17 protein-coding genes are annotated in these 24,424 nt (G+C 63.6%); 10 read left to right on the plus strand and 7 right to left on the minus strand.

The annotated features are described in order from the left end of the window. Positions 1-458 precede the first annotated feature (458 nt). A complete protein-coding gene (locus tag F0P96_RS13860) occupies positions 459-2,492 on the minus strand; it encodes a hypothetical protein (protein WP_151079508.1) in 2,034 nt (677 codons plus the stop codon). Between the two features lie 235 nt (positions 2,493-2,727). Between F0P96_RS13860 and F0P96_RS13865 the strand changes: the two genes are divergently transcribed. Continuing rightward, complete coding sequence (locus F0P96_RS13865) at positions 2,728-4,791, plus strand: OmpA family protein (protein WP_151079509.1); 2,064 nt, start codon at positions 2,728-2,730, stop codon at positions 4,789-4,791. A 145-nt stretch (positions 4,792-4,936) separates the two neighbouring features. Here F0P96_RS13865 and floA read toward each other — a convergent pair whose 3' ends face one another. Both floA and F0P96_RS13875 read right to left on the minus strand, forming a co-directional pair. Next, positions 4,937-5,938, minus strand: a complete 1,002-nt coding sequence (gene floA, locus F0P96_RS13870) for a flotillin-like protein FloA (RefSeq protein WP_151079510.1) — start codon at positions 5,936-5,938, stop codon at positions 4,937-4,939. Positions 5,939-6,025: 87 nt separating this feature from the next. Further along, positions 6,026-6,490: an NfeD family protein gene (locus F0P96_RS13875; RefSeq protein ID WP_151079511.1), complete on the minus strand. Its 465-nt coding sequence runs from the start codon at positions 6,488-6,490 to the stop codon at positions 6,026-6,028. A 169-nt stretch (positions 6,491-6,659) separates the two neighbouring features. On the opposite strand from F0P96_RS13875, the gene F0P96_RS13880 reads away from it, so the two are divergent. The 3 genes from F0P96_RS13880 (at position 6,660) to F0P96_RS13890 (ending at position 8,199) form a co-directional block, all read left to right on the plus strand. Continuing rightward, on the plus strand, positions 6,660-7,265 hold the full coding sequence (locus F0P96_RS13880) for a Crp/Fnr family transcriptional regulator (RefSeq protein ID WP_151079512.1): 606 nt from the start codon (positions 6,660-6,662) through the stop codon (positions 7,263-7,265). A 63-nt stretch (positions 7,266-7,328) separates the two neighbouring features. Beyond that, on the plus strand, positions 7,329-7,901 hold the full coding sequence (locus tag F0P96_RS13885) for a DinB family protein (protein WP_151079513.1): 573 nt from the start codon (positions 7,329-7,331) through the stop codon (positions 7,899-7,901). Positions 7,902-7,956: 55 nt separating this feature from the next. Next, a complete protein-coding gene (locus tag F0P96_RS13890) occupies positions 7,957-8,199 on the plus strand; it encodes a hypothetical protein (protein WP_235917473.1) in 243 nt (80 codons plus the stop codon). A 117-nt stretch (positions 8,200-8,316) separates the two neighbouring features. Here the strand turns inward: F0P96_RS13890 and proS are convergent, their stop codons facing one another. Then, positions 8,317-9,792, minus strand: a complete 1,476-nt coding sequence (proS, locus tag F0P96_RS13895) for a proline--tRNA ligase (protein ID WP_151079514.1) — start codon at positions 9,790-9,792, stop codon at positions 8,317-8,319. A 193-nt stretch (positions 9,793-9,985) separates the two neighbouring features. Between proS and F0P96_RS21030 the strand changes: the two genes are divergently transcribed. Beyond that, positions 9,986-11,347 carry a hypothetical protein gene (locus F0P96_RS21030; protein ID WP_160620308.1) on the plus strand — a complete coding sequence of 454 codons (1,362 nt, stop codon included), beginning with the start codon at positions 9,986-9,988 and terminating at the stop codon, positions 11,345-11,347. Between the two features lie 78 nt (positions 11,348-11,425). Then, positions 11,426-12,949, plus strand: coding sequence for a hypothetical protein (locus F0P96_RS13905; RefSeq protein WP_151079515.1), 1,524 nt, complete (start codon positions 11,426-11,428; stop codon positions 12,947-12,949). Positions 12,950-13,022: 73 nt separating this feature from the next. Here F0P96_RS13905 and F0P96_RS13910 read toward each other — a convergent pair whose 3' ends face one another. Continuing rightward, complete coding sequence (locus F0P96_RS13910; RefSeq protein ID WP_151079516.1) at positions 13,023-13,913, minus strand: hypothetical protein; 891 nt, start codon at positions 13,911-13,913, stop codon at positions 13,023-13,025. Between the two features lie 202 nt (positions 13,914-14,115). Here F0P96_RS13910 and F0P96_RS13915 point away from each other — a divergent pair, with 202 nt between their 5' ends. The 3 genes from F0P96_RS13915 (at position 14,116) to F0P96_RS13925 (ending at position 19,508) form a co-directional block, all read left to right on the plus strand. Next, positions 14,116-16,368, plus strand: coding sequence for a S9 family peptidase (locus tag F0P96_RS13915; protein ID WP_235917474.1), 2,253 nt, complete (start codon positions 14,116-14,118; stop codon positions 16,366-16,368). A 258-nt stretch (positions 16,369-16,626) separates the two neighbouring features. Beyond that, positions 16,627-18,090 carry an energy transducer TonB gene (locus F0P96_RS13920; protein WP_151079517.1) on the plus strand — a complete coding sequence of 488 codons (1,464 nt, stop codon included), beginning with the start codon at positions 16,627-16,629 and terminating at the stop codon, positions 18,088-18,090. 62 nt (positions 18,091-18,152) lie between these two features. Further along, a complete protein-coding gene (locus F0P96_RS13925) occupies positions 18,153-19,508 on the plus strand; it encodes a hypothetical protein (RefSeq protein ID WP_151079518.1) in 1,356 nt (451 codons plus the stop codon). Here F0P96_RS13925 and F0P96_RS13930 read toward each other — a convergent pair. Next, the gene (locus F0P96_RS13930) at positions 19,498-20,940 is read right to left on the minus strand and encodes an aldehyde dehydrogenase (RefSeq protein WP_151079519.1); all 1,443 of its coding nucleotides are present in this window, start codon (positions 20,938-20,940) and stop codon (positions 19,498-19,500) included. The genes F0P96_RS13925 and F0P96_RS13930 overlap by 11 nt on opposite strands. A 177-nt stretch (positions 20,941-21,117) precedes the next feature. Between F0P96_RS13930 and F0P96_RS13935 the strand changes: the two genes are divergently transcribed. Then, positions 21,118-22,869: a DUF6311 domain-containing protein gene (locus F0P96_RS13935; protein WP_151079520.1), complete on the plus strand. Its 1,752-nt coding sequence runs from the start codon at positions 21,118-21,120 to the stop codon at positions 22,867-22,869. 25 nt (positions 22,870-22,894) lie between these two features. On the opposite strand, the gene F0P96_RS13940 is transcribed toward F0P96_RS13935, so the two are convergent. Further along, complete coding sequence (locus F0P96_RS13940) at positions 22,895-24,424, minus strand: DUF2079 domain-containing protein (protein ID WP_151079521.1); 1,530 nt, start codon at positions 24,422-24,424, stop codon at positions 22,895-22,897.

A 24,424-nucleotide genomic window follows, 5' to 3' on the forward strand; every position in this document is an offset into this window, starting at 1 on the left:
ATCTATGGGTGGAGTGCCAACCATGCGCCCGCCGCGCTGTGAGGCTGCCACCAGCATCCCGCCGCGTTCGGCCGCAACTTGTGCATATCCAAAAACATAATACCGGTCGTCGCCAAGACCGGCAACAGGCGAGGAATTCAGCATAGCGAATTGAGCAGTGTCACCGGTAGGGCGCAGGCGGGGCATAGAGTAAGTGCGCGTGTAGCTGCCGGGCGCCCCACGGACGGTGGAACCCACTAGCAACATTGAATCGGACGCGAGGCGTAACAGCACATGGGAATCAAAGCCGTTGACTCCCGTAGCTCCGCCGTAGACTCGCTGAGTAAGAATTTGCTGGGCGTGGCCTGTACCTGAACTCAGCAGGACCAGCAACGCCGTTAGGTATAAGAGGCGCATCAAGGGCTAGAAAGAATAGAAGTTCATTACTAAAAGCAGCGGAAAAGATACAGGAAAGCTCCTCACAACCGCTTTCCGCGCCGCACCTGCCACTCCAGCAGCAGTTCGAAGTAGGGCAGCAGGCGGTCGGAGCGTTGGCGCAGCTCTTCGGCGGTGTAGCTGGCCCCGGCGTAGGTGCCCTGGCCGGGGCGGTAGCGGTAGCGGTTTTGCAGGCTTTGCAGCCAGAGGCTGCCGGTGAGCGAGAGGGCCCCGGCGCGGCGCTCGTAGGCCAGCTCGGGGCCGTGCTGGCGGGTGAGGGTGCGGAGGTAGATAAGGGCGGAGGGGCCGGCCTCGTCGGGAATGAGGGCGGCGCGGTTGTGGGTGCGCTGCTCCAGGAAGCGGTAGCCGGCGCGCAGGCTGCTTTGGCCGCGCAGGCCGCTCCAGCCCCGGCGCAGGCCCACGCTCACGTCGTGCACGATGGTGGTGTCGAGGGGGCTTTCGGTGAACTGCGGCCAGCGCAGCAGCCCAATGCGGTTTTCGCGGCGCTGGTAGTCGGCGGTGGCCAGCCAGCGGGGCGTGAGCTGGTAGCTCAGGTGTTGCTCCAGCTCCAGCACGCGGTTGGCGCGGTTGCGGGCCGCTTCGGTGGGCCGGTCGCGCACCTGGTAGCTCACCCACAGGTGGTAGGCGGCGCGCCAGCTAAAGGGGCCGGGCGCCCAGGTAAAGCCCGGCTCCCAGTGCAGCAAGCGGTCGGTGTAGTTTTCGGCGCTCTGCTCGGCCTTGATGAACACAAACTGCCGGTACTCGCCCCACAGGGCCAGCGAAGTGCGGAAGGTGGGGTGCCAGCGCGAGGCCAGGGTGAGGCGCAGCTGGTGGCTGGCTTCGTCGCGGTCCTGGTTGTTGTCTTCGCTGGGGGTGTTCACGCGCAGCAGCTGGGCGGTGGTGGAGATGCTGAGGGCTTGCTTGGGCGTGGGCAGCCACGTCAGCTCGCCCTGCCAGAGGGTGGTTTTCTCCAGCACGTCCTTGATTCGCTCCCGGTCGGTGGCGGTGCGCAGGCGGGTGGGGGAGAGGTTGCGGTTGTTGTCGCGCAGGGCGTAGGTACGGGCGCGCTCGTGGTAGCCAAACACGCCGTGGGCCTGCAGCTTGGGGCGGGTGAGGGTCAGGTCCTGGCGGGTGTCTACCTCGTACTGCTCGTAGCCCACGTTCTGCAGGGTGTCGGCCGCGGCCGAGAGGCGGCGGTAGCGAAACGAGCGGGTGGGCAGGAGCAGGGTGTTGTCGGAACGAAACGCGGCCTGGGTGCCCAGCTGGTAGGCCCAGGTGAGCTGCGCGGCGGCCGTGTCGCTCTGAATGCGCTGCACGTTGTTGGCCAGGTAGTCTTCGGCGCGGTTGCGGCGGTAGCCCAGGCGCAGGGCGGCGGTGGCGTTTTCGTCGAGGCGGTGCTCGTACCAGCTGTCGGCCACGGCCCGTTCCCAGGTGCGGGGCCCCAGCTGGGTGCGGGTGCCGCTCAGGCGCACACTCACCGGCTGGGCCAGGCCGGGCAGGGGCCGAAAAATAGCCGTGAGGGCCGCGCCGTAGGTGGGCCCGACATCCTGGATGCCGTTGCGCAGGTCGTGGGTGAGGCCGCCGAGCAGGTAGGCCTGGAGGGTCGAAACGGTGTCGGCGGCGTTGGTGGGGCGCAGGCGGTGCTGCCAGCCCACACGAGCCAGCCAGGAGGCGGTGCGAATGTGGTTGGCGCGGCTTTCGTCGTAGCGCACCTGCTGGCCCACCTGCCAGCTGCGGCCCAGGCGCAGGAGGTGCAGCACGTCGGCGTGGTAGTTTTCGAGCACGAAGGGCGGCGCGCCGCGGGTGTCGTACACCCACTCGGAAAACAGGCGGTAGCGCAGGGTTTGGCGGGCCCCCAGGTTGAGCAGGCCGAAGGCCGCGCTTTGCTGGGCGAAGGTGCTCACGCCCACGCGCCGGGCCCGCAGGCTCACGCCCACCAGCGTATCGGGCTGCAGGCCAGCGGCCAGGGGGGCCACGGCTACGGGGGCGGCTTGTACATCCTGCGCCACGGCCGCGCCGGCCCGCAGCGCGAGCCAGCCAACGAAGCAAACCAGAAGCAGGCGGGCAAAGGGGCCCATGAGAAAAGTAGCGTGAGCACGAAGCTACCCAAAGTAGGCAATTTGCCGGGCCAGGACAATAAGGCTAATACCTGTCCGTAACATACTTATGTGATGGTTTTACTGGCCACCGGCTGTACTTTTGGAGCCGCCTTTGGGCTCCTGCCGAAACTTCCTGTTACTTAAGGACGTCTTGGGGTCGAGCTTGGTCTACGCCAGCCAGCTTCTCGTTTGCACTCTACCACCGTTCACAAGCATGCAGAAACTACTTCTATCGTTGGGCCTGACCGTGGGGCTAGTGGGGGGATTTTGCAGCAGCGCCCGCGCTCAGCACGCCGTGTGGGCCGCCAAAGTAGTGGCCGTGTCGTCGCAAAAAGCCGAAGGCAAAGAGCCCTTTTCGCCCGAAAAAGTCCTCGGTGAACCCAATGCCCTGCCGCTGGGTCAGATCAGCAACGACGCCTGGATTCCGAAAAAAGAAGGGGCCAAGGAATTCATCGAAGTCAAATTTGCCAAGTCGGTCGTGGCCCGGCAGGTAACGGTGGTCGAAAACTTCAACCCCGGCTCCATCATCCGCATCGAGCTGGTGGACACCCGCAACGAGCGGCACCAGGTCTACGAAAACGACAACCCCGGCCCCATTCCCGACATCTTCCGCACGCTGCAGGTTACGTTCAGCCCCGGCACCTACCGCACCATCGGGGTCGTCGTCACGATGAACACGGCCAAGGTGAACGGCGTGAACCAAATCGACGCCATCGGCGTGGCCGACGTGGCCGACGTGATGGTGAAGAAGGAGTTCCGCACCAGCCCCAGCGGTGGCAGCGAAGACGGCGCCGTGGCCTTCGACTCGGCCATGGTGAACCTGGGCCCGAACGTGAATACCAAGTTCACGGAGGTGCGCCCGGTTATTTCGCCCGACGGCCGCACGCTGTTTTTTGCCCGCCAGAACGCCCCCGGCAACGTGGGCGGCGCCAAAGACGGGCAGGACGTGTGGTACTCGACGCTGGCCAACCCCAAAACCAAGGCCTGGAACCCCGCCAAAAACCTGGGCGGCCCGGTCAACTCGCCCGGCCCCAACGGCCTGGCCTCGGTGTCGGCCGACGGCTCTTCGGCGCTGCTCATCAACCGCTACATGCCCGACGGCTCGCTCGACCCCAAAGGCGCCAGCATTTCGCGCCGCAAGCCTTCGGGCTGGAGCCAGCCCGAAAACCTGAACATCCAGGATTTCTACAACGATGACCCCGAAAACGTCGATTTTTTCCTGACCACCTCGGGCAAGCAGCTGCTGATGGCCGTGGAGCGCAAAGACAGCAAAGGCCAGCAGGACCTGTACGTGAGCATGCGTCAGCCCGACGGCTCGTGGAGCCGCCCGCTGAACATGGGCGCCAACATCAACACCAAGAAGGCCGAGTTTGCGCCCTTCCTGGCGTCGGATGGCAAGACGCTGTACTTCGGCTCCGACGGCCACACGGGCTACGGCAAGAGCGACATTTTCTACTCGAAGCGCCTCGACGACACCTGGACCAACTGGAGCAAGCCGCGCAACCTGGGCCCGAGCATCAACTCACCTGCCGATGACGCCTACTTCACCCTCTCGGCCGCCGGCAACGACGCCTACCTCGTGTCGGACCGCAACGGCACCGACGGCTCGCGTGACATTTTCCGCATTGCCCTCACCCCGCGCAACAAGCCCGAGGTAGTGGCCCTGGTGCGCGGCCGCGTGCTCGACGCCGTGACCAAGAAGCCCGTAGCGGCTACCGTGCGCTACGAAAACCTGATAACGGGCGAAGAAGTGGGCGTGGCCGAAACCAACCCCGCCGATGGCTCCTACACCATTGTGCTGCCCGCCGGTGCCCACTACGGCTACCGCGCCGATGCCAAAGGCTACCTGGCTGAAGACCAGAACCTCGACATCACCGACCGCCGCACCTACTCCGAGGAAACCCAGGACTTGTTCCTGATTCCGTTTGAGGTGGGCCAGAAGATCAAGCTGAACAATATCTTCTTCACCCAGAGCAAGTACTACCTGCGCGAAAGCTCCTACCCCGAGCTGGGCCGCCTGGTGAACATCCTGAAGAACTACCCGCAGGTGGAAATCAAGCTCGAAGGCCACACCGACAACCAGGGCGACCCGGGCCTGAACCTGAAGCTGAGCATCGACCGCGTGAACGAGGTGAAGAAGTACCTCGTGAGCAAGGGCGTGGCCGGCAACCGCATTACCACCGAGGGCTTCGGCGACACCAAACCCATTGCCCCGAACGACCAGGAAGAAACCCGCAAGCTCAACCGCCGCGTGGAATTCGTGATTACCAAGAAGTAATGTGTTGAAGTGCTGATGCGCATTTCACCAAAAGCAACAGGCCCTTCCGAAAACCGGAAGGGCCTGTTGCTTTTGAAGTCGGTATGAACGCCTCGAGGCCATTAGCGCTTAGCGGATCAGACTCTGCACACCAGCACATTAAACATCACGTCAGCCGGGTTTCGTCGCGGCCGGGCTTGGTGCTGCTGCTCTGGCCGCCGGGGTTGGCAATGGAGTCGCGCATGTCGGTGTCGGCCTGGATGTTGCGCATTTTGTAGTAGTCCATGATGCCGAGGTTGCCGGAGCGGAAGGCTTCGGAAATGGCCTTGGGAATTTCGGCTTCGGCTTCCACCACGCGGGCCTTGGCCTCCTGGGTTTTGGCGCGGTTTTCCTGCTCCACGGCCACGGCCATGGCGCGGCGCTCTTCGGCTTTGGCTTCGGCTACTTTCAGGTCGGCGTTGGCTTGGTCAATCTGCAGCTTGGCCCCGATGTTTTCTCCTATGTCCACGTCGGCAATGTCGATGGAGAGAATTTCGAAGGCTGTGCCGGCGTCGAGGCCTTTCTGCAGCACCAGCTTGGAAATCTTGTCGGGGTTTTCGAGCACTTCCTTGTGCGAAAGCGACGAGCCGATGCTGGTTACGATGCCTTCGCCCACACGGGCCAGAATGGTTTCTTCGCCGGCGCCGCCCACGAGCTGCGAGATGTTGGCGCGCACCGTTACGCGGGCTTTGGCAATGAGCTGAATGCCGTCTTGGGCCACGGCGGCCACGTTGGGCGTGTTAATCACCTTGGGGTTTACCGAGGTGGTAACGGCCTCGAACACGTCGCGGCCGGCAAGGTCAATAGCCGTGGCTTGGTTGAACGAGAGCGGAATACCGGCTTTGTCGGCCGAAATCAGGGCTTTGATGACGGTGGGGACGTTGCCGCCAGCCAGGTAGTGCGTTTCTAAGTCGTTGGCCGTCAGGTTCAGGCCCGCCTTGGTGGAGGTGATGAGCGAGTTGACGATGAGCGACGGCGGCACCTTGCGCACTCGCATCAGCACCAGCTGAAACAGCCCCACGCGCACCCCCGAGAAGATGGCCGTAATCCAGAGGCTGATGGGGAAGAAATACAGAAACACCAGGAGCAGCACGGCTCCCAGGGCAACGGGTATCAGGGGGAAATTCATGGCTGAAAGTAAGGGTTAAATGGTTGAATGGCTAAATGGTTGTTTGTTCTGCTATCGGAGCAACCAGCCATTTAGCCATTGAGCCATTTAAGCGGCCGCTACCACAATGCGGTTCTGCTCGATGCGCAGCACCTGCACCGTGGCGCCGGCGCCCACAAACTCGCCCAGCGTGGTGGCTTCGCGGCGTTCGTCGCCGAAGAGCACCGTGCCGGCCGGGCGCAGGGCCGAGAGCGTGCGGCCCAATTGGCCGGGGGCCACATCGGGCCGGCGCACGTCGTCGACGCGGGCGGTGTTTTTGGTGGTGAGGGCAAAGCGGTTGACCGACTGGGGCCGCAGACCAATCCAGACGACGGCCGCCACCAGCACCGTTGCCGAGCCCAGCAGCACGTGGCCGGCGGAGGTGCCCAGGTCGCGGTAGCTGAGCCAGATGCCCACGGTGAGCATGATGAAACCGGCCAGTCCCACGATGGTAGTGCCGGGAATCAGCAGCACTTCGGCCACCACAAACAAAGCGCCGAAGAGCAGCAAAACGACAATCAGTAGCCAGTCCATGAGGGTAAGAGCAAAGGGGAAGTTTCCCGGCGGCTCTGCCGAGCGGGCGCCGGATTGCGAAAATATACGGTACAATGGCCCGGTTTGACGCCCGCTCGGGCGGTATATTCAAGCCGGCTAAGCGGCCGGGCGCAAGCCCGGGCCGGTTGGGCCCAGCCGATTCTCGCCCATGCTGAATTTCGCCAACTTCACCCAGCCCGAGCCCGGTTCGCCGGCCCTCACCATGCTGGCCGCCATGATGAGCCAGGTGCCCAGCCTCACGCCCGCCGACATCGAGCAGATGATGCCGCTCTGGAACCGGCAGGTGCGCCTGAAGCGCGGCGACTTTCTCATTGGCGAAGGGCAAACGGAGCAGCACCTGTACTTTGTGGTCGATGGCACCATGCGCATTTACCTGCCCACGCCCGACGAGGACATCTGCGTGGGCTTTGCCTACGCCAACACGATGGTGACATCGGTGCCCTCGTTTCTGGGCAACAAGCCCTCCGAGTACTGCATTCAGGCCCTGCGGCAGTGCGAGCTGCTGGCCATTGGGCGCACCGATTGGCTGAACCTGACCGAGCAAAACGACAACTTCGCCCGCTTCTGGCGCAAGGAAATGGAGCGGTCGGTGCTGGGCCTCATCGAGCGGCAAATCGACCTGCTGTTGCCCGAGCCCCAGCAGCGCCTCGACCGGGTACGCAACCGCAGCCCGCGCCTGTTTCAGCTCATTCCCAAGAAATACATTGCCTCCTACCTGCGCATGACGCCCGAAACGCTCAGCCGGCTGCGCTAAATCTTGATTCCAGTCAATGGAAACCGCGGCGCGTGGTGGCCACCTTTGTCAAAACGAAACGCCATGACTACCAACGCCTTTATCCAACAACTGCAAGCCGCCGTGCGTCGCCTGCAAACCGTCGTCGAAACCGAATTGCAGCCGCTCAGCAACGAAGCGCTGAACTTCAAAGCCCGCCCCGACAGCTGGAGCGTGCTGGAATGCCTGGAGCACCTGAACCGCTACAGCCGCTACTACAACCCCGCCTTCGCCAAGGCCTTGCAATCGGTCGGCCGGCCGGCTTCGGTAGCTGACATCGGTTACAGCTGGTTGGGCCGCAAGTCGCTCGACATTGTGCGGCCCGGCAACGGCAAGCCCAGCAAAACCGTGAAGCACATGAACCCCGCCGGCAGCCAGCTCGGCCGCACCGTGCTCAATGAGTTTCTGCTGAACCAGCGCGAATTGTTGCGTCTGCTGGACCAGGCCGCTGCCACCGACCTCAACCGCAAAGTAGTGCCCGTGGAGTTCTTCCGGCTGCTGAAGCTGCGCCTCGGCGAGGCGCTGGAGTTTGTGGTGCTGCACGAAACCCGCCACGTGCAGCAGGCCCAGCGCGCCGCGCAGCTGGCCCAGGCCACCGCCCCGGTACTGGTTGTCTGAACCAAAAAGCCGCTTCGTCGCTCACCAAGACCCTGCGCGTGCGTATCAGTGGGGCATGATGAAACAACGCGAAGTAACCGACCAACACGGCACCACCTGGACGTGCGTGCAAGCCTACGCCGGCGTCGATAGCGCCGCGGCCGAGCAAGCCACCGAACTGGCCCAAGCCGCCGACGGCAGCGTAACCGTGGTATGCACACCCAGCGGCGGCGCCCAAACCAAGCGCCTCGACCTGGCCGCCGACTGGCTCGACAGCCTCACCGACGACGAGCTGAAAAATGCCCTCGACGCGGCTTGACCCAGCCAAATGACATAACAAAAAGCCCCGCCGTGAGTACCACAGCGGGGCTTTTTGATTGAAAATCAGTCGTTGGCAATATTCGGGGAATCCGAAAGATTCGCCGGAATCCGCGGTCTAGTACGCCTGCGCGAAGTACACGCGGCGCTTGCTCGGGCGGCCCGTTACCATGCACACGCCGTCCTCGTCGGGCTCGTTGAGCGCGATGCAGCGGATGGTGGCCTTGGTTTCTTCCTTGATGCGCTTCTCGGTTTCGGAAGTGCCGTCCCAGTGGGCCACCACAAAGCCGCCCTTGTCGTTGAGCACCTGCTTGAACTCGTCGTAGCTATCCACGCGGGTCGTGTGCTCTTCGCGGAAGCTGCGGGCGCGGTTGTAGATGTTCTGCTGGATGTCGTTGAGCAGCAAGGCCACGCTGTTCACAATGTCGGCCAGCGGCAGGTTCATCTTCTCCTTGGTGTCGCGGCGGGCTACTTCCAGCGTGCCGTTGTCCAGGTCGCGGGCGCCCACAGCAATGCGCACGGGCACGCCCTTCAACTCCCACTCGGCAAACTTGAAGCCCGGCCGCTCGGTGTCGCGGTCGTCTATCTTCACCGAAATGCCGCGCTCGATGAGGCCCATCTGGATAGGCCGGATGCGCTCCAGCAACTCGTCGAGCTGGCCAGTTTTATAAATGGGCACGATAACTACCTGAATCGGAGCCAGCTTGGGCGGCAGCACCAGGCCTTCGTCGTCGGAGTGCGCCATTACGAGGGCGCCCATGAGGCGCGTGCTCACGCCCCAGGAGGTGCCCCATACGTGTTCCTGCTGGCCCTCCTTGTTGGTGAACAGCACGTCGAAGGCCTTGGCGAAGTTTTGGCCGAGGAAATGCGAGGTGCCTGCCTGTAAGGCCTTGCCGTCCTGCATCATGCCTTCGATGCAGTACGTTTCGATGGCGCCGGCAAACCGCTCGTTTTCGGTTTTCACGCCTTTCACCACCGGCAAGGCCAGCCATTCTTCGGCAAACTCGGCGTACACGTCCAGCATCTGGCGGGTTTCGGCTACGGCTTCCTGGGCGGTGGCGTGGGCCGTGTGGCCTTCCTGCCACAGGAATTCGGCGGTGCGCAAAAACAGGCGCGTGCGCATTTCCCAGCGCACCACGTTGGCCCACTGGTTGATGAGCAGCGGCAGGTCGCGGTAGCTTTGAATCCAGCCTTTGTAGGTACTCCAGATAATGGCTTCCGACGTGGGGCGCACCACCAGCTCTTCTTCCAGCTTGGCCTCGGGGTCGACGATGAGCTTGCCCGGCCGCTCGGGGTCGAGCTTGAGGCGGTAGTGCGTGACGACAGCGCATTCCTTGGCAAAGCCTTCGGCATTTTGCTCTTCGGCCTCAAACAGGTTTTTGGGCACAAACAACGGGAAGTACGCGTTCTGGTGGCCGGTGCGCTTGAACATGTCGTCGAGCGTCCGCTGCATCTTTTCCCAAATGGCGTAGCCGTAGGGTTTAATGACCATGCAACCCCGCACGGCGGAGTTTTCAGCCAACCCGGCGCGCTTCACCAATTCGTTGTACCACAGGGAATAATCCTCGCTGCGCTTGGGCAACTGTTTGCTCATGTTGGAGTATCTTAGAGAAGGAAAAAAGGTTCCTGAAATTGGTATAAGATTTGAGTACCAAAACCGGGCACCGTTTCGGCCCCAAAATACGTTATTAAACCGGAGCATTCCGCCCTTGTCTTGCTGGGTGGACAGCCGCCGGTTCAGCACCCGGCTCCTCCGTATCGATCTTACCTTTCCGCCTCAGCCTGCCATGAAATCCTTTTCAACCACCCTTCTGCCCGCCTTGGCCCTGCTCACGCTGGGTGGCTGCGCAGGCACCTCCGGGCTCACGAGCACCGAGCCCGACGGCGTGTATTATTCCTCCAAAGATCAAACGACTGAGGTGGTTACGGCCTCCGTCGGCTCGAACCCGGCCGCTGACGTGGCCGCCGCCGATGACCAGGGCAGCGTAGCCAACCCTGAGTACCAAGATGACAGCAAGTATGGCAATGGCAATGCGTCGGACGAATACTACGACGACGATTACAGCTACTCGGCCCGGATCCGCCGCTTTCACCAGCCGTACTACCGCGGCTTGGGCATGGGCTACTACGACCTGGCTTACGTGGACCCGTACTGGTACAACCCCGGCGCGGCGTTCTACGGCTACGATGTGTATGGCTACCCCTACTACGGCGGCTACGCCTACGCCCCGTACTACGGCGGGGTATACAGCCCTTACTGGGGCTACGGTGGACCGTTTGTGAGCATCAGCATTGGTTACGGCTGGGGCAGCCCGTGGGGCTACCGCCCCTACGGTTACCGGTACGGCGGCCGTTACGGCGGGTACTACGACAACTACTACGGTGGCGGTTACTACGGCTCGGGCTATGCCTGGGGCGGCTACCGCAACGGCAACCGCAACGTGCACTACGGCCCGCGTCGCGACCGTAGCAGCGACGCCGTTACCTCGGGCGGCCGCACCAACGGCGGGCGTCCGGTTATCGACAATACGGGCGGCCGAATGGCTTCCGGCGGCAACGACAACCTTGCTTCGCCGGCTACCACTACCCGGCGGCCGCGCATTGTAGAAGAAGCCGGCTCGAACCGAGGGCAGGCCATCGAAAACAACGGTGGTGGCGTCACCAACGGCACCGGCTGGGGCCGCATCACGCGGGCCGACGATGCGCCGAGCCTGGAAACGCAGCCCTCGACGGGCCGCGGCAAGCTCTACCGCATAGTGGACACTGAAACCGCCCCGGAAAACCAGACGGGCGGTGTACGTACCGGCGCTTCGCAAAACAACCGGGGCGAAGCGCTGGAAATGCCCACGCGCCGCCAGCGCCTGACCGAGAATACGGCACAGCCGGAACTGGCGGGCGAGTCGGGTGCAGTGCAGCCGCAGCGTCAGCGCCGCGAGCGGGCCGTCGAATACGGCCAGCCGCAGCAACAGGCCCAGCCCGCTCAGCAGTACGAGCGGCCGGTTCGCCGCGAGCGGACGTACGAATCGGCCCCCAGCCGTTCGTATGAAGCGCCAGCTAGCCGAGGCTCCAACTACGGTGGTGGTAACTCGGGCGGTGGCAATTCCGGGGGCGGCAGCTCATCGGGCGGTCGGGGCCGGGTGCGCGAGTAGTCGAACAATCCAGAGTAGCAGCTTCTTTATCGATCTAAAGGCCGCTCCGGCGGGGCGGCCTTTTTCCCTCCCAACTTCATGAAAAACGCGCCTTTCTGGCTGGGCTTGGCTCTCATGGGCCTCGCTAGCCACAGCTTTGCCCAAACCGCCACCGATGCCCTGCGCTATTCGCAACTGCAATTCGGCGGCACGGCCCGTACCCTCGGCATCGGCGGGGCCAACGCCGCATTGGGTGCCGACCTCGGCAGCCTCAGCGCCAACCCAGCCGGCCTGGGCCTGTTCCAACGCTCAGAGGTTTCGTTTTCGCCCGGGTTTGGCACCAACAACACCAACACCAGCAGCGAAGGCCCCAAACTGGCCGACTCGCGCAACAGCCTGCACGTGGCCAGTTTCGGCGCGGCCTTCACCACCCGCCGGCCCGACAGCGACAACGACGATTGGCGCAGCAGCGTGATTGGCATTGGTCTGACGCGCGTCAACGACTTCAACCAACGGTTTCACTACACCAACAAGGTCGACGACAACCGCTCCCTTTTCCAGTACCTGCGCGAGTCGCCGGCGTCGAAAAGTGCGTTGGAGGACGAATACGGTACCAACGGCGACAACATCAGCACGCTCGACGGGCTGGCTTACGCGGCCTACCTGACCGATGTAGACGAAACCAAGCAACCGGGCCAGGCGGGTTATATTACTACCCGCACCCGCAAAGGGCTGATTGACCAAAACGAAACCGTGCTGACCACCGGCGCCCAAACGCAGTTCGATATTGCCTACGGCGCCAGCTACCGCGACAAACTGTACCTCGGAGGTGGGTTAGGCATTGTGGGACTGCGCTACCGCGAGGTAAAGGATTACCAAGAAGCAGAAAACGACCCGACCACCGCCTTCAGCAAGTTGGCCCTGCGGGAGGAGTCGGAAACCACGGGCAACGGCCTGAACCTGCGCTTAGGGGCCATTTTCCGTCCTGCCGATTGGATTCGGGTGGGTGCCTCGATTCAGTCGCCCACGTTCTATTCGCTGACTGATCAGTATTCCTCGTCGCTGAAAGCCGACTACAACCCGGGCCTGAACAGCGGCGCCATTACCAGCGGCTCGGCCAAAACCCTGCCCAGTGAGTACCAATACCGCCTGACCACGCCCTGGCGCGCTACCGGCGGCGTGGCTACCATTCTGGGTAAGTATGCCTTCGTAACAGCCGACGTGGAGTACGTGAACTACTCGCAAGCCCGCTTTGCCGAAGACGCCAATGCCGACGCTGTGGCTCCCGACTTTAGCGGCACCAACCAACGCGTGAGCGACCTGTACCAATCGAGCGTGAACCTGCGCGTGGGTGCCGAAGGCCGCTTTGATATTTTCCGGGTGCGGGCCGGCTACGCCCGCTACGGCGACCCGTACGTCAACAGCGACTTCGACCGCACGCAGCAGTTCTACACGGGCGGGGTGGGGCTGCGGCAGAAAAACACGTTTTTCGACCTGGCCGGCGTGTACACCAAGGCCGACCGTTTTTACCAGCCCTACACGCTCAACAACGACTCCCAGCCGCGGGTACAGGCACAAGGCAGCCGCTTCACCACCACTTTCACCGTGGGGCTGCTGTTTTAAATCAGCTTGTTGAGGCATAATTCAAAAGGCCGGCTCCTTCATGGGGGCTGGCCTTTTGTATTATGGTAGCAGCCTACCGAACGACTTTGACGTTGAGCGTCAGCTCGGTGCGGGCATTTACCTCCGAGATATACAGCGCGCCGGGCTGGCCTTCGGCGGTGCGAAACACAACTACCCGCTCTTTGGCCAGTGGGGCTGTGCGGGTGTCGAGCGGGCCTGCCGCTGCCACTGCCGCCTCAATGGCGCCAGCGGTAGTCAGGTTATTGAAGTCGTTCAGGCTAAGGCTAGTGGCCTTCAGACCAGTGGCACGCTTGGTGGCCCAGCGCCCGACACGCAGTATGCGGTTACGCCGGGCAGCGGTATCGACGGGGGAAGCCAGCGTGGGGCTGCCGGCCGCATTGGGTAAGTAGAAGAAGTCCACGATTTGCTGGAAGCCCGCTTGGTCGGCGGCGTGGGCCGGAATGGGCGTGCCGATACCTACAACGAGCAGCGCCCGGCTGGCAACGGTACGGGGCGGCTGCAACAATGTGGTGTAGCTGTGCACGGCCTGGAGCGAGTCGGGCTGGCGGACGATGAGGCGGTATTGGCGGGCGGCGGTGCGGCCTTCGGCGTCGGTGGCTTCGTAGCGCCAGATTTCCCGGCCGGAATTGGTGCTGGCCACGAAGCGGTTGTTCCACAAAAAGCTCTGTCCGCTGATGGTGGAGTCGAGGTACGTGAACGGGACTATGTTTTCGCCTTCGCCGTACTGCACCGTAATGCGGAAGCGGCGCAACGGGGCCGCGTCGGCGGCGGTTTCGGCGAAGGCACGCGTGGTGAGGGTGTCGCCGGGCTGCACCACGCGGCTGACGGTTTGCAGGTTGCCGTCGGAAATCAGGTCGAGGCGCGGGGAGGGCACGGGGTCGGTGCCGCAGCCGGCCAGCGCCGCGAGGGTAGCAAACAGTGCGAACGAAAACAGGTGACGCATAACAATGGCAAAGGTGGAGCGGAAATCCGAATGCGGCGCTCCGTCCGCGGAATTAGTAGCCCAAACCCGGGGTTGAAAGGCCGGATGGCTAACTGAAGCTGGCCCGGCCTCGTCGGGCCCCATTCGGTACCTGACGCCCGCCGTGCCTACCTTTAACGGCGCCAACCGAATTTTTTGCATGTTTTCCCCTTTCCCTTCATCGTTGTCCACTTCTTTTTCTTCTGCATTCCGGCGCGTAGCCACGGCCGCGCTCCTGAGCACCACGCTTCCCGCCATCGGTCTGCTGATGCCGACCGCGGTGGTGGCCCAGCAAAAACAAGCCATTACGCTCGAAGACATCTGGTCGAAGGGCACGTTTGCCGCCCGCAGCGTGCCCGGTTTCAACTGGATGCACGACGGCCGCTACTACTCCGCCCTCGATAAAGGCGAAGTGGTGCAGCACGACGTGACGACCGGCGCCGCCGTGCAAACCCTTGTGCCGCTGGCCGACCTGAAACCCGCCGGCCAAAGCCAGCCCATCAACGTCGACGGCTACGATTTCAACGCCGACGAGCAGAAGCTGCTGCTGACCACCGACACCGAGCCGATTTACCGCCACTCCACGAAGGCCGTGTTTTTCGTGTACGACCGCGGCACCCACAAGCTCACGCCGTTGTCGAGCGGCAAGCAGAGCTACGCCACCTTCTCGCCCGACGGGCAGCGCGTGGCTTTCGTGCGCGACAACAACCTGTTCATCACCGATCTGGGTACGATGCAGGAAAAAGCCGTGACGAGCGACGGCGCCTTCAACCGCATCATCAACGGCTCGACCGATTGGGTGTACGAGGAGGAATTTGGCTTCGCGCAGGGCTTCTTCTGGTCGCCCGACTCGCGCCAGGTGGCCTACTACACTTTCGACGAAAGCCAAGTGCCGGAGTACAACATGCAGCTCTGGGGCGACCTGTACCCGAAGGACTACCGCTTCAAATACCCCAAAGCGGGCGAGAAAAACTCGGTGGTGAGCGTGTCGGTGTACGACGTGGCGGCCGGCCGCGCCACCAAGATGGACGTGGGCCCCGAAACCGACCAGTACATCCCGCGGGTGATGTGGACGCAGACGCCCAACCTGCTCAGCATTCAGCGCCTGAACCGCTTGCAAAACAAGCTGGAGATTCTGCACGCCGACGCTGCCACCGGCAAAAGCAAGGTGGTGCTGACCGACACCAACAAGGCTTACGTGGAAATCAACGACGATTTGCGTTACCTCGCCGGCGGCAAGCAGTTTCTGTTCACGAGCGAGAAAGACGGTTACCAGCACCTCTACCTGCACGACATCAACGGCAAGGAAGTACGCCAACTGACGAAAGGCCCGTGGGAAATCAGCCAGATCAACGGCTTCGACCCCAAAGCCGGCGTGGTGTACTTTACCAGCACCGAAGGCTCGGCCCTGCAGCGCCACCTCTACCGCATCGACCTGAAAGGCAAAAACAAAGCCCGCATCAGCGACGCCGGCAACGGCACCGACGTGGTGAACATGAGCCCCGACTGCCGCTATTTCCTGAACTACCACACCTCGGCGGGCGTGCCGGCCGTGGTGAGCTTGCGCGAAGGCAGCTCGGGCAAGGTGGTGAAAGTGCTGGAAGACAACGCCAAGCTGCGTCAGACGCTGACCCAGTACGACCTGGGCAAGTTCGAGTTCTTCACCTTCAAAACCTCCGAAGGCCTAGACCTGAATGCCTGGATGATCAAACCTTCCAACTTCGACGCCAGCAAGAAATATCCGGTGCTGATGTACTGCTACGGCGGCCCCAGCTTCGGCAGCGGCAGCACCCAAACCGTGCTCGACAACGCCGGCGGCGGCGTCGATTTCAACCGCTACATGTGGTACCAGATGCTGGCTCAGAAAGGCTACATCGTGGTATCGGTGGAAGGCCGGGGCTCGTCGGGGCGGGGCGCGGCGTGGCGCAAAGCCACCTACGCCAACCTGGGCAAACTCGAAACCGTCGACCAGGGCGAAGGCGCCAAGTACCTGGGCACCCTGCCTTACGTCGACAAAAGCCGCATTGGTATGTGGGGCTGGAGCTACGGCGGTTTCCTCACAGCCCTGTGCATGACCAAGGAAGCCGACCTGTTTAAGATGGGCATTTCGGTGGCACCCGTAACCAACTGGCGCTACTACGACACCGTGTACACCGAGCGGTACCTGCGCACGCCCCAGGAAAACGCCGCCGGCTACGACGACAACTCGCCCGTGCAGCACGCCGACAAGCTCAAGGGCAAGTTCCTGCTCGTGCACGGCACCGGCGACGACAACGTGCATTTTCAGAACTCCACGGCTTTTGTAGATGCGCTGGTGAAGGCTAACAAGGATTTTCAGACCCTGTACTACCCCAACCGCAACCACGGCATTTCAGGCGGCAACACGCGCCTGCACCTCTACCGGCAGATGACCAACTTCATTCAGCAGAACCTATAAGCAGCCCTTTTTGCTATTTGCTACCGAGCCTCGCCCGAACCCGTTTCCGGCGGGGCTCACGCGTTATCAAGAGTGGATTTTGCCAGCTCAGCCAGCCACCGGAAGCTCCGCTGTGCGCCCTTTTTCGCCGAGGTGTGCAACCTCCGTGGGTGCCGGGTGTAATGTTTTATGCTGATATTCAGTGCATAATTGCGGGCCGGGTGCGAAAACAACTACCGCAGGCGTTCGGCTGGCTGAATTTCTACGTAGAGGCTTGTCATGCGTACACGTCGACTCTTGCTGGGCGTAGTAACCGGGGGCTTGCTGGGATGGGGGAGTAGTGGATGCCACCGCGAAAACGTAGCCCGCACCGAACCGCCCGCGCCCGCCGCTGCCGCCCCGGCTGCTTCCGAAGAGCTAGCCGCCAGCCCTACGCGGCCTGCCCCCGCCACCACCTGGCACCGCTTGCACCGGCTCACCCGCCGCAGCGCGCCGCTTGTGCGCTACTACGCGGTGCGGCACCCCGCCGCACCCGATACGGCCGCGCCGCCCGCCGACGCCCGCCTCTTCGACCTCACGCTGAAAGCCAGTGAGTTTTTCCGCATCGACCCCCGCCAGGCTGCCGAAGTGCGCGGGCGCGAAGGCACCATCGTCCGCATTCCGGCCCGTGCCTTGGTGGATGCCCGGCAGCGCCCCGCCACCAGCGAAGTGTGGGTGGAGCTGAAGGAGTGCTATTCCCTAGCCGATCTGGTGCTGTCGAACCACGTGAGTGCCACGGCCGATGGCACGCCGCAGCAAACGGCTGGTATGCTGCTGGTGCGGGCTACGGCGCCCGGCGGCCGGGCTTTGCAGCTAGCTGCCGGCACCGCGTTGGAAGTAGAAATGCCCGAGGACAAGCCGTTTCAACCCTCGTGGCAGCTCCACTATGGCCTGGCCCGCCGCCAGCAAACCACCCGCTGGCTGGCGGCGCAGCCCGTGGCCCTGCCCGCCGACCGCGTGTACACCACGGCCGAAACCATGCCCGCCTTCGGCAGCGGCCCCGCCGACCTCAACGCCCTGATGCGCTACCCCGACGCCGCGCTCCAGAAACACACCAAGGGCTTGGTTTTCGCTTCGTTCGTTGTCGATGAAGACGGGCAGGTGCTCAACCCGCACATCCTGCGCGGCCTCGGCGACGGGTGCGACGAAGAAGTGCTGCGGGTGCTGCGCTACACCTCGGGCCGCTGGGTGCCAGGCCGCCGCAACGGGCAGCCCGTGAAAGTGAAAATGACGCTGCCCATCCGTTTCGCGCCCGACGCCGGCCTGCTGGCCAGCACCGACACCGCCGTGCTACCCAACGAAGCAGGCCTTACCGAGGCCGAAGATGCGCCCACCGGATTGCCCGTGCCCAGCCCCCGCGGCTACGCCAGTGCCCAACTCGGCTGGCTGACGTGGCTGCGCCCCTTGCATACCGCCGAACACGCGCCCCTAACCGTGGCCGTGGAACCCGACGAGCACACCTCGATGCGGCTGGTGGTGCCCGGGGCGCCCGCCGTGCTGCAGGCCGAGGCCGAAGACGGTCAGTACGTTTTTCTGCAGGCTCCTGCCCGACAGCGGGCGTGGCTGGTGGGGCTGCGCTTCACCAACGGCACGCCGTTTCTGGCCCTGCGTGAAGTAGTAGCCGGCCAAAGTCAGGCCGAGGAACTGGAGTTCCGCGAAACAACGCTGGCTGATTTAGAATCCGCTTTGGCCCGCCTGCGGTAGAGTCCAGCTTGCGGCGGCCCGCAGCCAAACGGCTAATTTGCCGGCTGTTTCTGCGTTCCGCTATGCTTCTTTCCCCTCCTGCTCCGCCGGCACGCCGGTGGCTGGTACTGCTCGTCTGGCTGGCTTTTCTGCTGGAAGTGGTCTTGTTCACCTTCGGCCGAAACGTCATTGGCCCGTATTGGAGCCCGGTGGCGCTGCTGCTCTGCGGGCTGACTCTGGCCGGAGCCGCGGCCGTGTATACCACCAACTGCCACTTGACGTGGGCACCGGCCGGGCAGCCAAGCCGGCTGGTTCGGTGGGTGGTAGGCAGCGGCGCGGTGCTGCTGAGCGCCGTGCTGACGGGCGGCGTAGTGGCCAAACAGATTGGTCGGCAGCCGTTGAGCGAGCTGCTGACGCATTCCGACATCGTGCCCGCGCTGCAGGTTTACGTGTCGCGGTGGTTGAGTGGCGCGCAGGTATACCAACGTATTGAGCTGGGCGGCTACAGTTTTCTGCCCAATTACCCGCCGCTGCAGTGGCTGCCCTTCGTGCCCGCCGAGTTACTTGGCATCGACTACCGTTGGTGGGCGGCCGGGGCATTGCTGCTGGCCCTGGCGGCCTATCAAATCTTGGTAGCCCGGCTGGGCTTGTCCTGGGGCGAGTGGCTGCTGAAAGCCTTGGTGCCGGTGCTGGTGGTGCACTTTGTAGTCCTCACCGAGCGCAACCTCATGGGCCTGACGGTGGAAAGCTTGGCGTTTGGCTACTACGCGCTGCTGGCGCTGGCCATTTTGCACCGTTCGGCGGCAGCCCGCGCTATTGCCCTGGTTTTTTGCGTGCTGTCGCGCTATTCTTTGGCGCTGTGGCTACCGCTCTATGCCGTGTTGCTCTGGTACGAAAGCCCGAAGCAAGCCCGGCGCACAATTGGCTTGGCCCTGGCCCTGACAGGCGCGATTTTGGTGGCGTTTCTGTGGCACGACCCGTCCATTTTCCTGCGGGCGCAGCTCGAAAATTTCGACGTGACGGTGGGGGAGTGGCAGAATCACGTGGAGGATACGTTGCACGGCTGGCCGCGGCACGTATTCACCGGCACGGGCCTGGCGCCGTGGTGGTACCACGGCCCGGCGGCGGCGGCCGAAAGCATCCGTAGCCTGCAAACGGTGCACTTTGCTGTGTGCGCCGCCGTGCCGCTGCTCTGGGGCCTGTGGTGGTGGCCCCGCCGGCACCGTCTCGATGTGCGGTTGGTAGCCCTGTTCAGCCTGAAAGCGTATCTGGCGGTTTTCTACGCGTTTCTGATTCTGCCCTACGTGTACCTGGCTATCCTCAGCTTGGTCTGGTCGTGGTTCGTGGTGGCCGTCGTCAGCGGTTCCCCGCAGCGTTTCCTGCAGCCGATAGCCTTACCCGCTGCGCCCAACGCCGGTAGCGCTACGCCTACAGCTTGACCGTAATGCTCTGTGGTTCGGTGAAGAAGCGCAGCGCCTCCACGCCACCTTCGCGGCCCACGCCGGAGTTTTTCATGCCTCCAAAAGGCGTGCGCAGGTCGCGGTGCAGCCAGGTATTAATCCAGACGATGCCCGAGTGCAGGGCGTGGGCCACGCGGTGCGCCCGGTTCAGGTCGCGCGTCCAGATGGTGGCGGCCAGGCCGTATTCGGTGCCGTTGGCCCAGGTCAGGGCTTCTTCTTCGGTGTCGAATGGCGCCAGCGTAACCACGGGCCCGAAGATTTCCTCGCGGTTGGTGCGGCAGTCGGGCGCCAGGCCTTCAAACACCGTGGGCTGCAGGAAATAGCCGCCGGCGCAGCGGCCCTCCAGCTGCACCCGTTGACCACCAGCCAGCAGTCGGCCACCTTCCTGTTGGGCCAACTCAATGTAGCTCATTACTTTCTGCAAGTGCGCCTCGCTCACCAACGCTCCTTGGCGGCTCTCGGCCCGTTGCGGGTCGCCGACGGTAAGGCCGGCCACGCCCGCCAGAAACCGCTCTTTGAAAGGCTCGTAGATGCTGCGCTCAACCAGAATGCGCGAGCCGCACAGGCATATTTGGCCCTGATTGGCGAAGGAGCTGCGCAGGCTGGTGCGCACGGCCTCGTCCAGGTCGCAGTCGGCGAAAATGAGGTTGGGGTTTTTGCCGCCCAGCTCCAGCGAAAGTTTCTTGAACATGGGCGCGGCCGTGCGGGCAATATGCTCGCCGGTTTTGGTGCCGCCCGTGAAGCTGATGGCCTTGATAGCCGGGTGCTCGATGATGGGCTGGCCCGCGCCCGGCCCGGTACCGTGCACGATGTTGAGCACGCCCGCTGGCAAGCCCGCCTCGATGCACAACTCGCTCAGCAGGAAAGCCGTGTAGGGTGTTATTTCCGACGGCTTGGCCACTACGCAGCACCCAGCGGCCAGGGCTGGGGCAATTTTCCAGGTAAAGAGGTACAGCGGTAGGTTCCAGGGCGATATGCAGCCCACCACGCCCAGCGGGTGGCGCACGGTGTAGTTCAGCGCCACGCCTTCCTGAAAGTGCGTTTCGGAGGCAAAATGCTGCGCCGCAGTGCCAAAAAAAGCAAAGTTGCTGGCCGCCCGCGGAATGTCCACCGCCCGGGCGAGGCTCACGGGCTTGCCGTTGTCTTGGCTTTCGGCCTGTGCCAGGCGTTCCAGGTCGCGCTCAATCAGCTCCGAAATGCGCACCAGCAGGCGGCCGCGCTCTTCGGCGGGCAGCAGGCGCCAGGCGGGTAAGGCCGCCTCGGCAGCGGCCACGGCCTGTTGCACGTCGTGGGCATCGGAGTCGGGAATGCGGCTGAACACTTGCCCGGTGGCGGGTTCGGGGTTGTCGAGGTAGCGGCCGGCGTGGGGAGCCACCAGCTGGCCGCCGATGTAATTGAGCAAGTGCAGCATGAGGCGCGGGCGAGGAAAGTAGGGGACGCCGGCAAAGGTAGGCAACGCGGCAAAAAGCTACTTTCGTGGCTGGGCACGCCCGCTGGTTGGCTGCAAAGCCGGGTTGCCGTCTGTTGCACGGCGCCGCCGGCCGTGGTGCGCCCGCGTAGTGGTGCTGCCTTCTGATCCTGGTTGTCTATGAAATTTACTGTTTCCTGGCGGGAGCTGCTGTTGAGCGCCGCGTTCTTCGTGCTCCTCTTTGTGTGGTACAGCTGGCCCCTGGCAGCGCAGTTCACCACGGCCTTCGCAGGCGTGGCCGGCAACGACGCCAACCAGTACGTGTGGAACGCCTACAACTTTCACCGGGCCGTGGCCGAAGGCAGTAGCCCTTTCCACACCGACCTGCTGCTGTACCCGCAGGGCTCTTCGCTGGTGATGCACACCTACACGCCGGTCATTGGCCTGCTGAATGTGGTGCTCAATCAGGAAATTCTGGCCGTAAACGTGGCGTTGCTGCTGAGCTTCGTGCTGTCGGGCGTGGGGGCCTACCGTCTGTGCCGGCGCTGGGTAGCCAACCCGGTGCTGTGCGCATTGGCCGGCTTGGTATTCGCGTTTTCGCCCTACAAGCTGGCGCATCTGCCCGAGCACTACCACCTGCTGCTCACCGCGCCGGTGCCGTTCTACATCTATGCGTTTCTGGAGGCGTTCGGCTTCGAAAACGGCCGCCTGTGGCCGCGCGTGCGCCGCTGGAGCCAGGTGCTGCTGTGCGTCGGCCTGGGGCTGGTGGCCCTGCTCAGCGACTATTACACGCTCTTCGGCCTGATTTATTTTTCCGCTGGTTACGCGCTCTACTACGCCCTGCGGCTGGGACAAGTCAACTGGCGGCAGTGGCGGCCCTGGGCGGTGCTGGCGGCCGTGCTGGTCGTCAGCCACGTTGCGTCGCGCCTGCTGAACAAGGCCCGGGTGTTCGACAACGACGGTTTTTGGTGGGGCGGCGACGTGGCCGGCTACCTGCTGCCGCCGCTCAACAGCCGTTGGCTCAGCACCGCCGCCACCGAGGCCCTGCACCGTAACGGGCGCGTCTTCAACACGCCCGGCTCGGTCGAAAACGTGATGTTTCTGGGCTACGCCCTGCTGCTCCTCACGCTGTGGTGGCTGGTGCGCGGGCGCCGCCACTCCGCCCTCAACGACCAGCGCGCCGACCAACCCGGCGGCGCCCTGCCGTGGCTGACGCTGCTGTTTGTGATGCTCACGCTGCCCGAGCTGCGGGTATTTGGGAAGCACCTGCTGCGCCTGCCCACCGGGCTGCTGCACTACGTGCCGTTTATCAACAACATCCGCTGCCCCACGCGCTTTGTGTCGATGGTAGCACTGCTGCTGCCCATTGTGCTCTTCGCCGCCCTCGACCCGTGGCTGCGCACCCGCCTGCAGCCGGCCGCGCGCACGGCCGCTTCGCTGGGGTTGCTGCTACTGGTGGCGCTGGAGTTTCAGCCGCAGGCTCCGCCGCTCATCCACGCAGCCGACGTGCCCCGCGTCTACCAGGTAGTGGCTCAACTGCCCGGCGACGTGCTGTTTCCTGTGCCCTTCGGCCTGCTCGACGGCTTCCATAAGAAAGGCCAGCCCGACCCCAGCGACCTGTTTTACCAAACCCGCCACCACAAGAAAGTACCCGGCGCCTACATTTCGCGCCTGCCCCAGAGCACTTTCGATGCCTTCGACCGCGACCCGGTGATGCACCACTTGCTCACCCTGCAAGACCACCCCAATACAGTGCTTGCCGCGCCTTCGGCTGCGGCTGTGGCCACGTTTCTGCGCGTTTATCACCCCGCGGCATTCGTAGTAGCGCCGGCTTTCCGCCACACGCCCGTGCACCAGTACTTGCGCCAAACCATGCTGCCGCTGGGCTACCGCGAAACGGCCATCGGCAACTACGTGCTGCTGCAGCGGTAGCGGTTTTGGGCGGTTGTGTAGTTGATTATGGCGTTGCGGGGTCGTTGATGCGGCGGGCGAAGTAGCGGCGCGGCGGAGTGGGTAGCGGCTGTACCCGTTCCAAAATCAGCAGGGTTTCCTGGTCGAAGCGCACCCGCCACTCCGGGGAGGCTCGGAACGCGGCTATCTGCGTCTGGTATTCGGCTTCCGAAAGCGGGGTGGCGCCGTCGTTGAGCAGCAGCGCCACGTAGTTGGCCCGCGCTACGTCTTCGGGGAAGCAGAAAATGTACGGCCGGGCGGTAAGGTGCGGTACCAGCGCCGACGAAGCCGTGACGGCTGCCGTGTCGGGAATCAGCCGCAGGGCCCGGTGTACTGTGCCCACATCGAAGCCCCGGCGGTAGTGGCGGGGCAGATAGAACTGCGAGGCGCTTTTGTCGTGCCACTTCGACACGCGCACCTCCAAAGACGTGATGGTGGCCGCCAGCGTGAGCAGCGCGGCGGCCGCACCCCATTGCCCCGCCCGCCGTGGCCGGGCCTGCAGCAGCCAATGGCCCAGCGCCATGTTCAGCACCGGCACAAACTCGATGGAGTACTGGTAGTTGAGTCCCCAGTGCACAAACTGCGACGAGAGCAGTTTCTGGGCAAAAATGGGCGCCACCATCAGCAAATACGCCGGACGCCGCAGCAGCGCTAGCCCGCCCGATAGCAGCACCATCAGAAACAGTTCCAGCTTGATGCCGTCGGCCTCGGGGGTGTTGGGCAGCGTGTTTTGAAACACCAGTTGGAACAGCTGCGCCGGGTGAGTCAGGAGGTTGCCGATGATGGCGGCTGGCGAACTACCCAGCGCGGCGTAGCTGTGCTGGTGGTAGTAGGGGCGGCCTTCGCTGAAAGCAGGAATGACCCACTTGATGACCACTGCGGCATACAGCACGCCCACCACGGCCAGCCCCAGCGCCAGCCACCGGCGGCGCGGCACCCGCCAGTGCAGCCACGCTAGTCCGGCGCAGACAAATGCCAGCCACAAGGCCATGTTCTCTTTGCAGAGCACCATTGCGGCAAACACCAGCAGGGTAGGAGTGCGGCGGTCCTGCTCGAAGAAGTAGACCAGCCAGGGCAGCAGCATGGCGGCTACTACGTTGTCGTGGAAGTCGAAAGCCAGGGCCGAGAAAATGCCCCAAATGCTCAGAAACTGCGCCATTTGGGCCACGGCCGCCGCGGGTTGCTGGCCCGCCGAGCGCAGCACATGCAGGCGGTAGGCGCCGTAGCCGCCCAGCAGCACGGCCGCTAGTTGCACCAACAGCAGGGAGTAGGAGCCGAAAAGCCGGTACAGCGGTGCCCACGCCAACTGCAGCACCATAAAATGGTCGCCCAGCAAGTTGTTGTAGCGCAGCACCGAATTCACGTTCAGCCGGCCGTGGGCATAGTCCCACTGCGCCTGGTTGAAAATGCCCAGGTCGAAGGCGTAGGTGCGGAACGCGTAGTGGTTGTAGAGGGCGAGCAGCGCGTAGCACACTGCAAAAAAGCCCAACACCGCCGCGGCCCAGCGCCGGTAAGAAGCTACCGAAGAATTGGCCAT

The sequence above is a fragment of the Hymenobacter busanensis genome (assembly GCF_008727865.1).
Taxonomy (GTDB): Bacteria; Bacteroidota; Bacteroidia; order Cytophagales; family Hymenobacteraceae; genus Solirubrum; species Solirubrum busanense.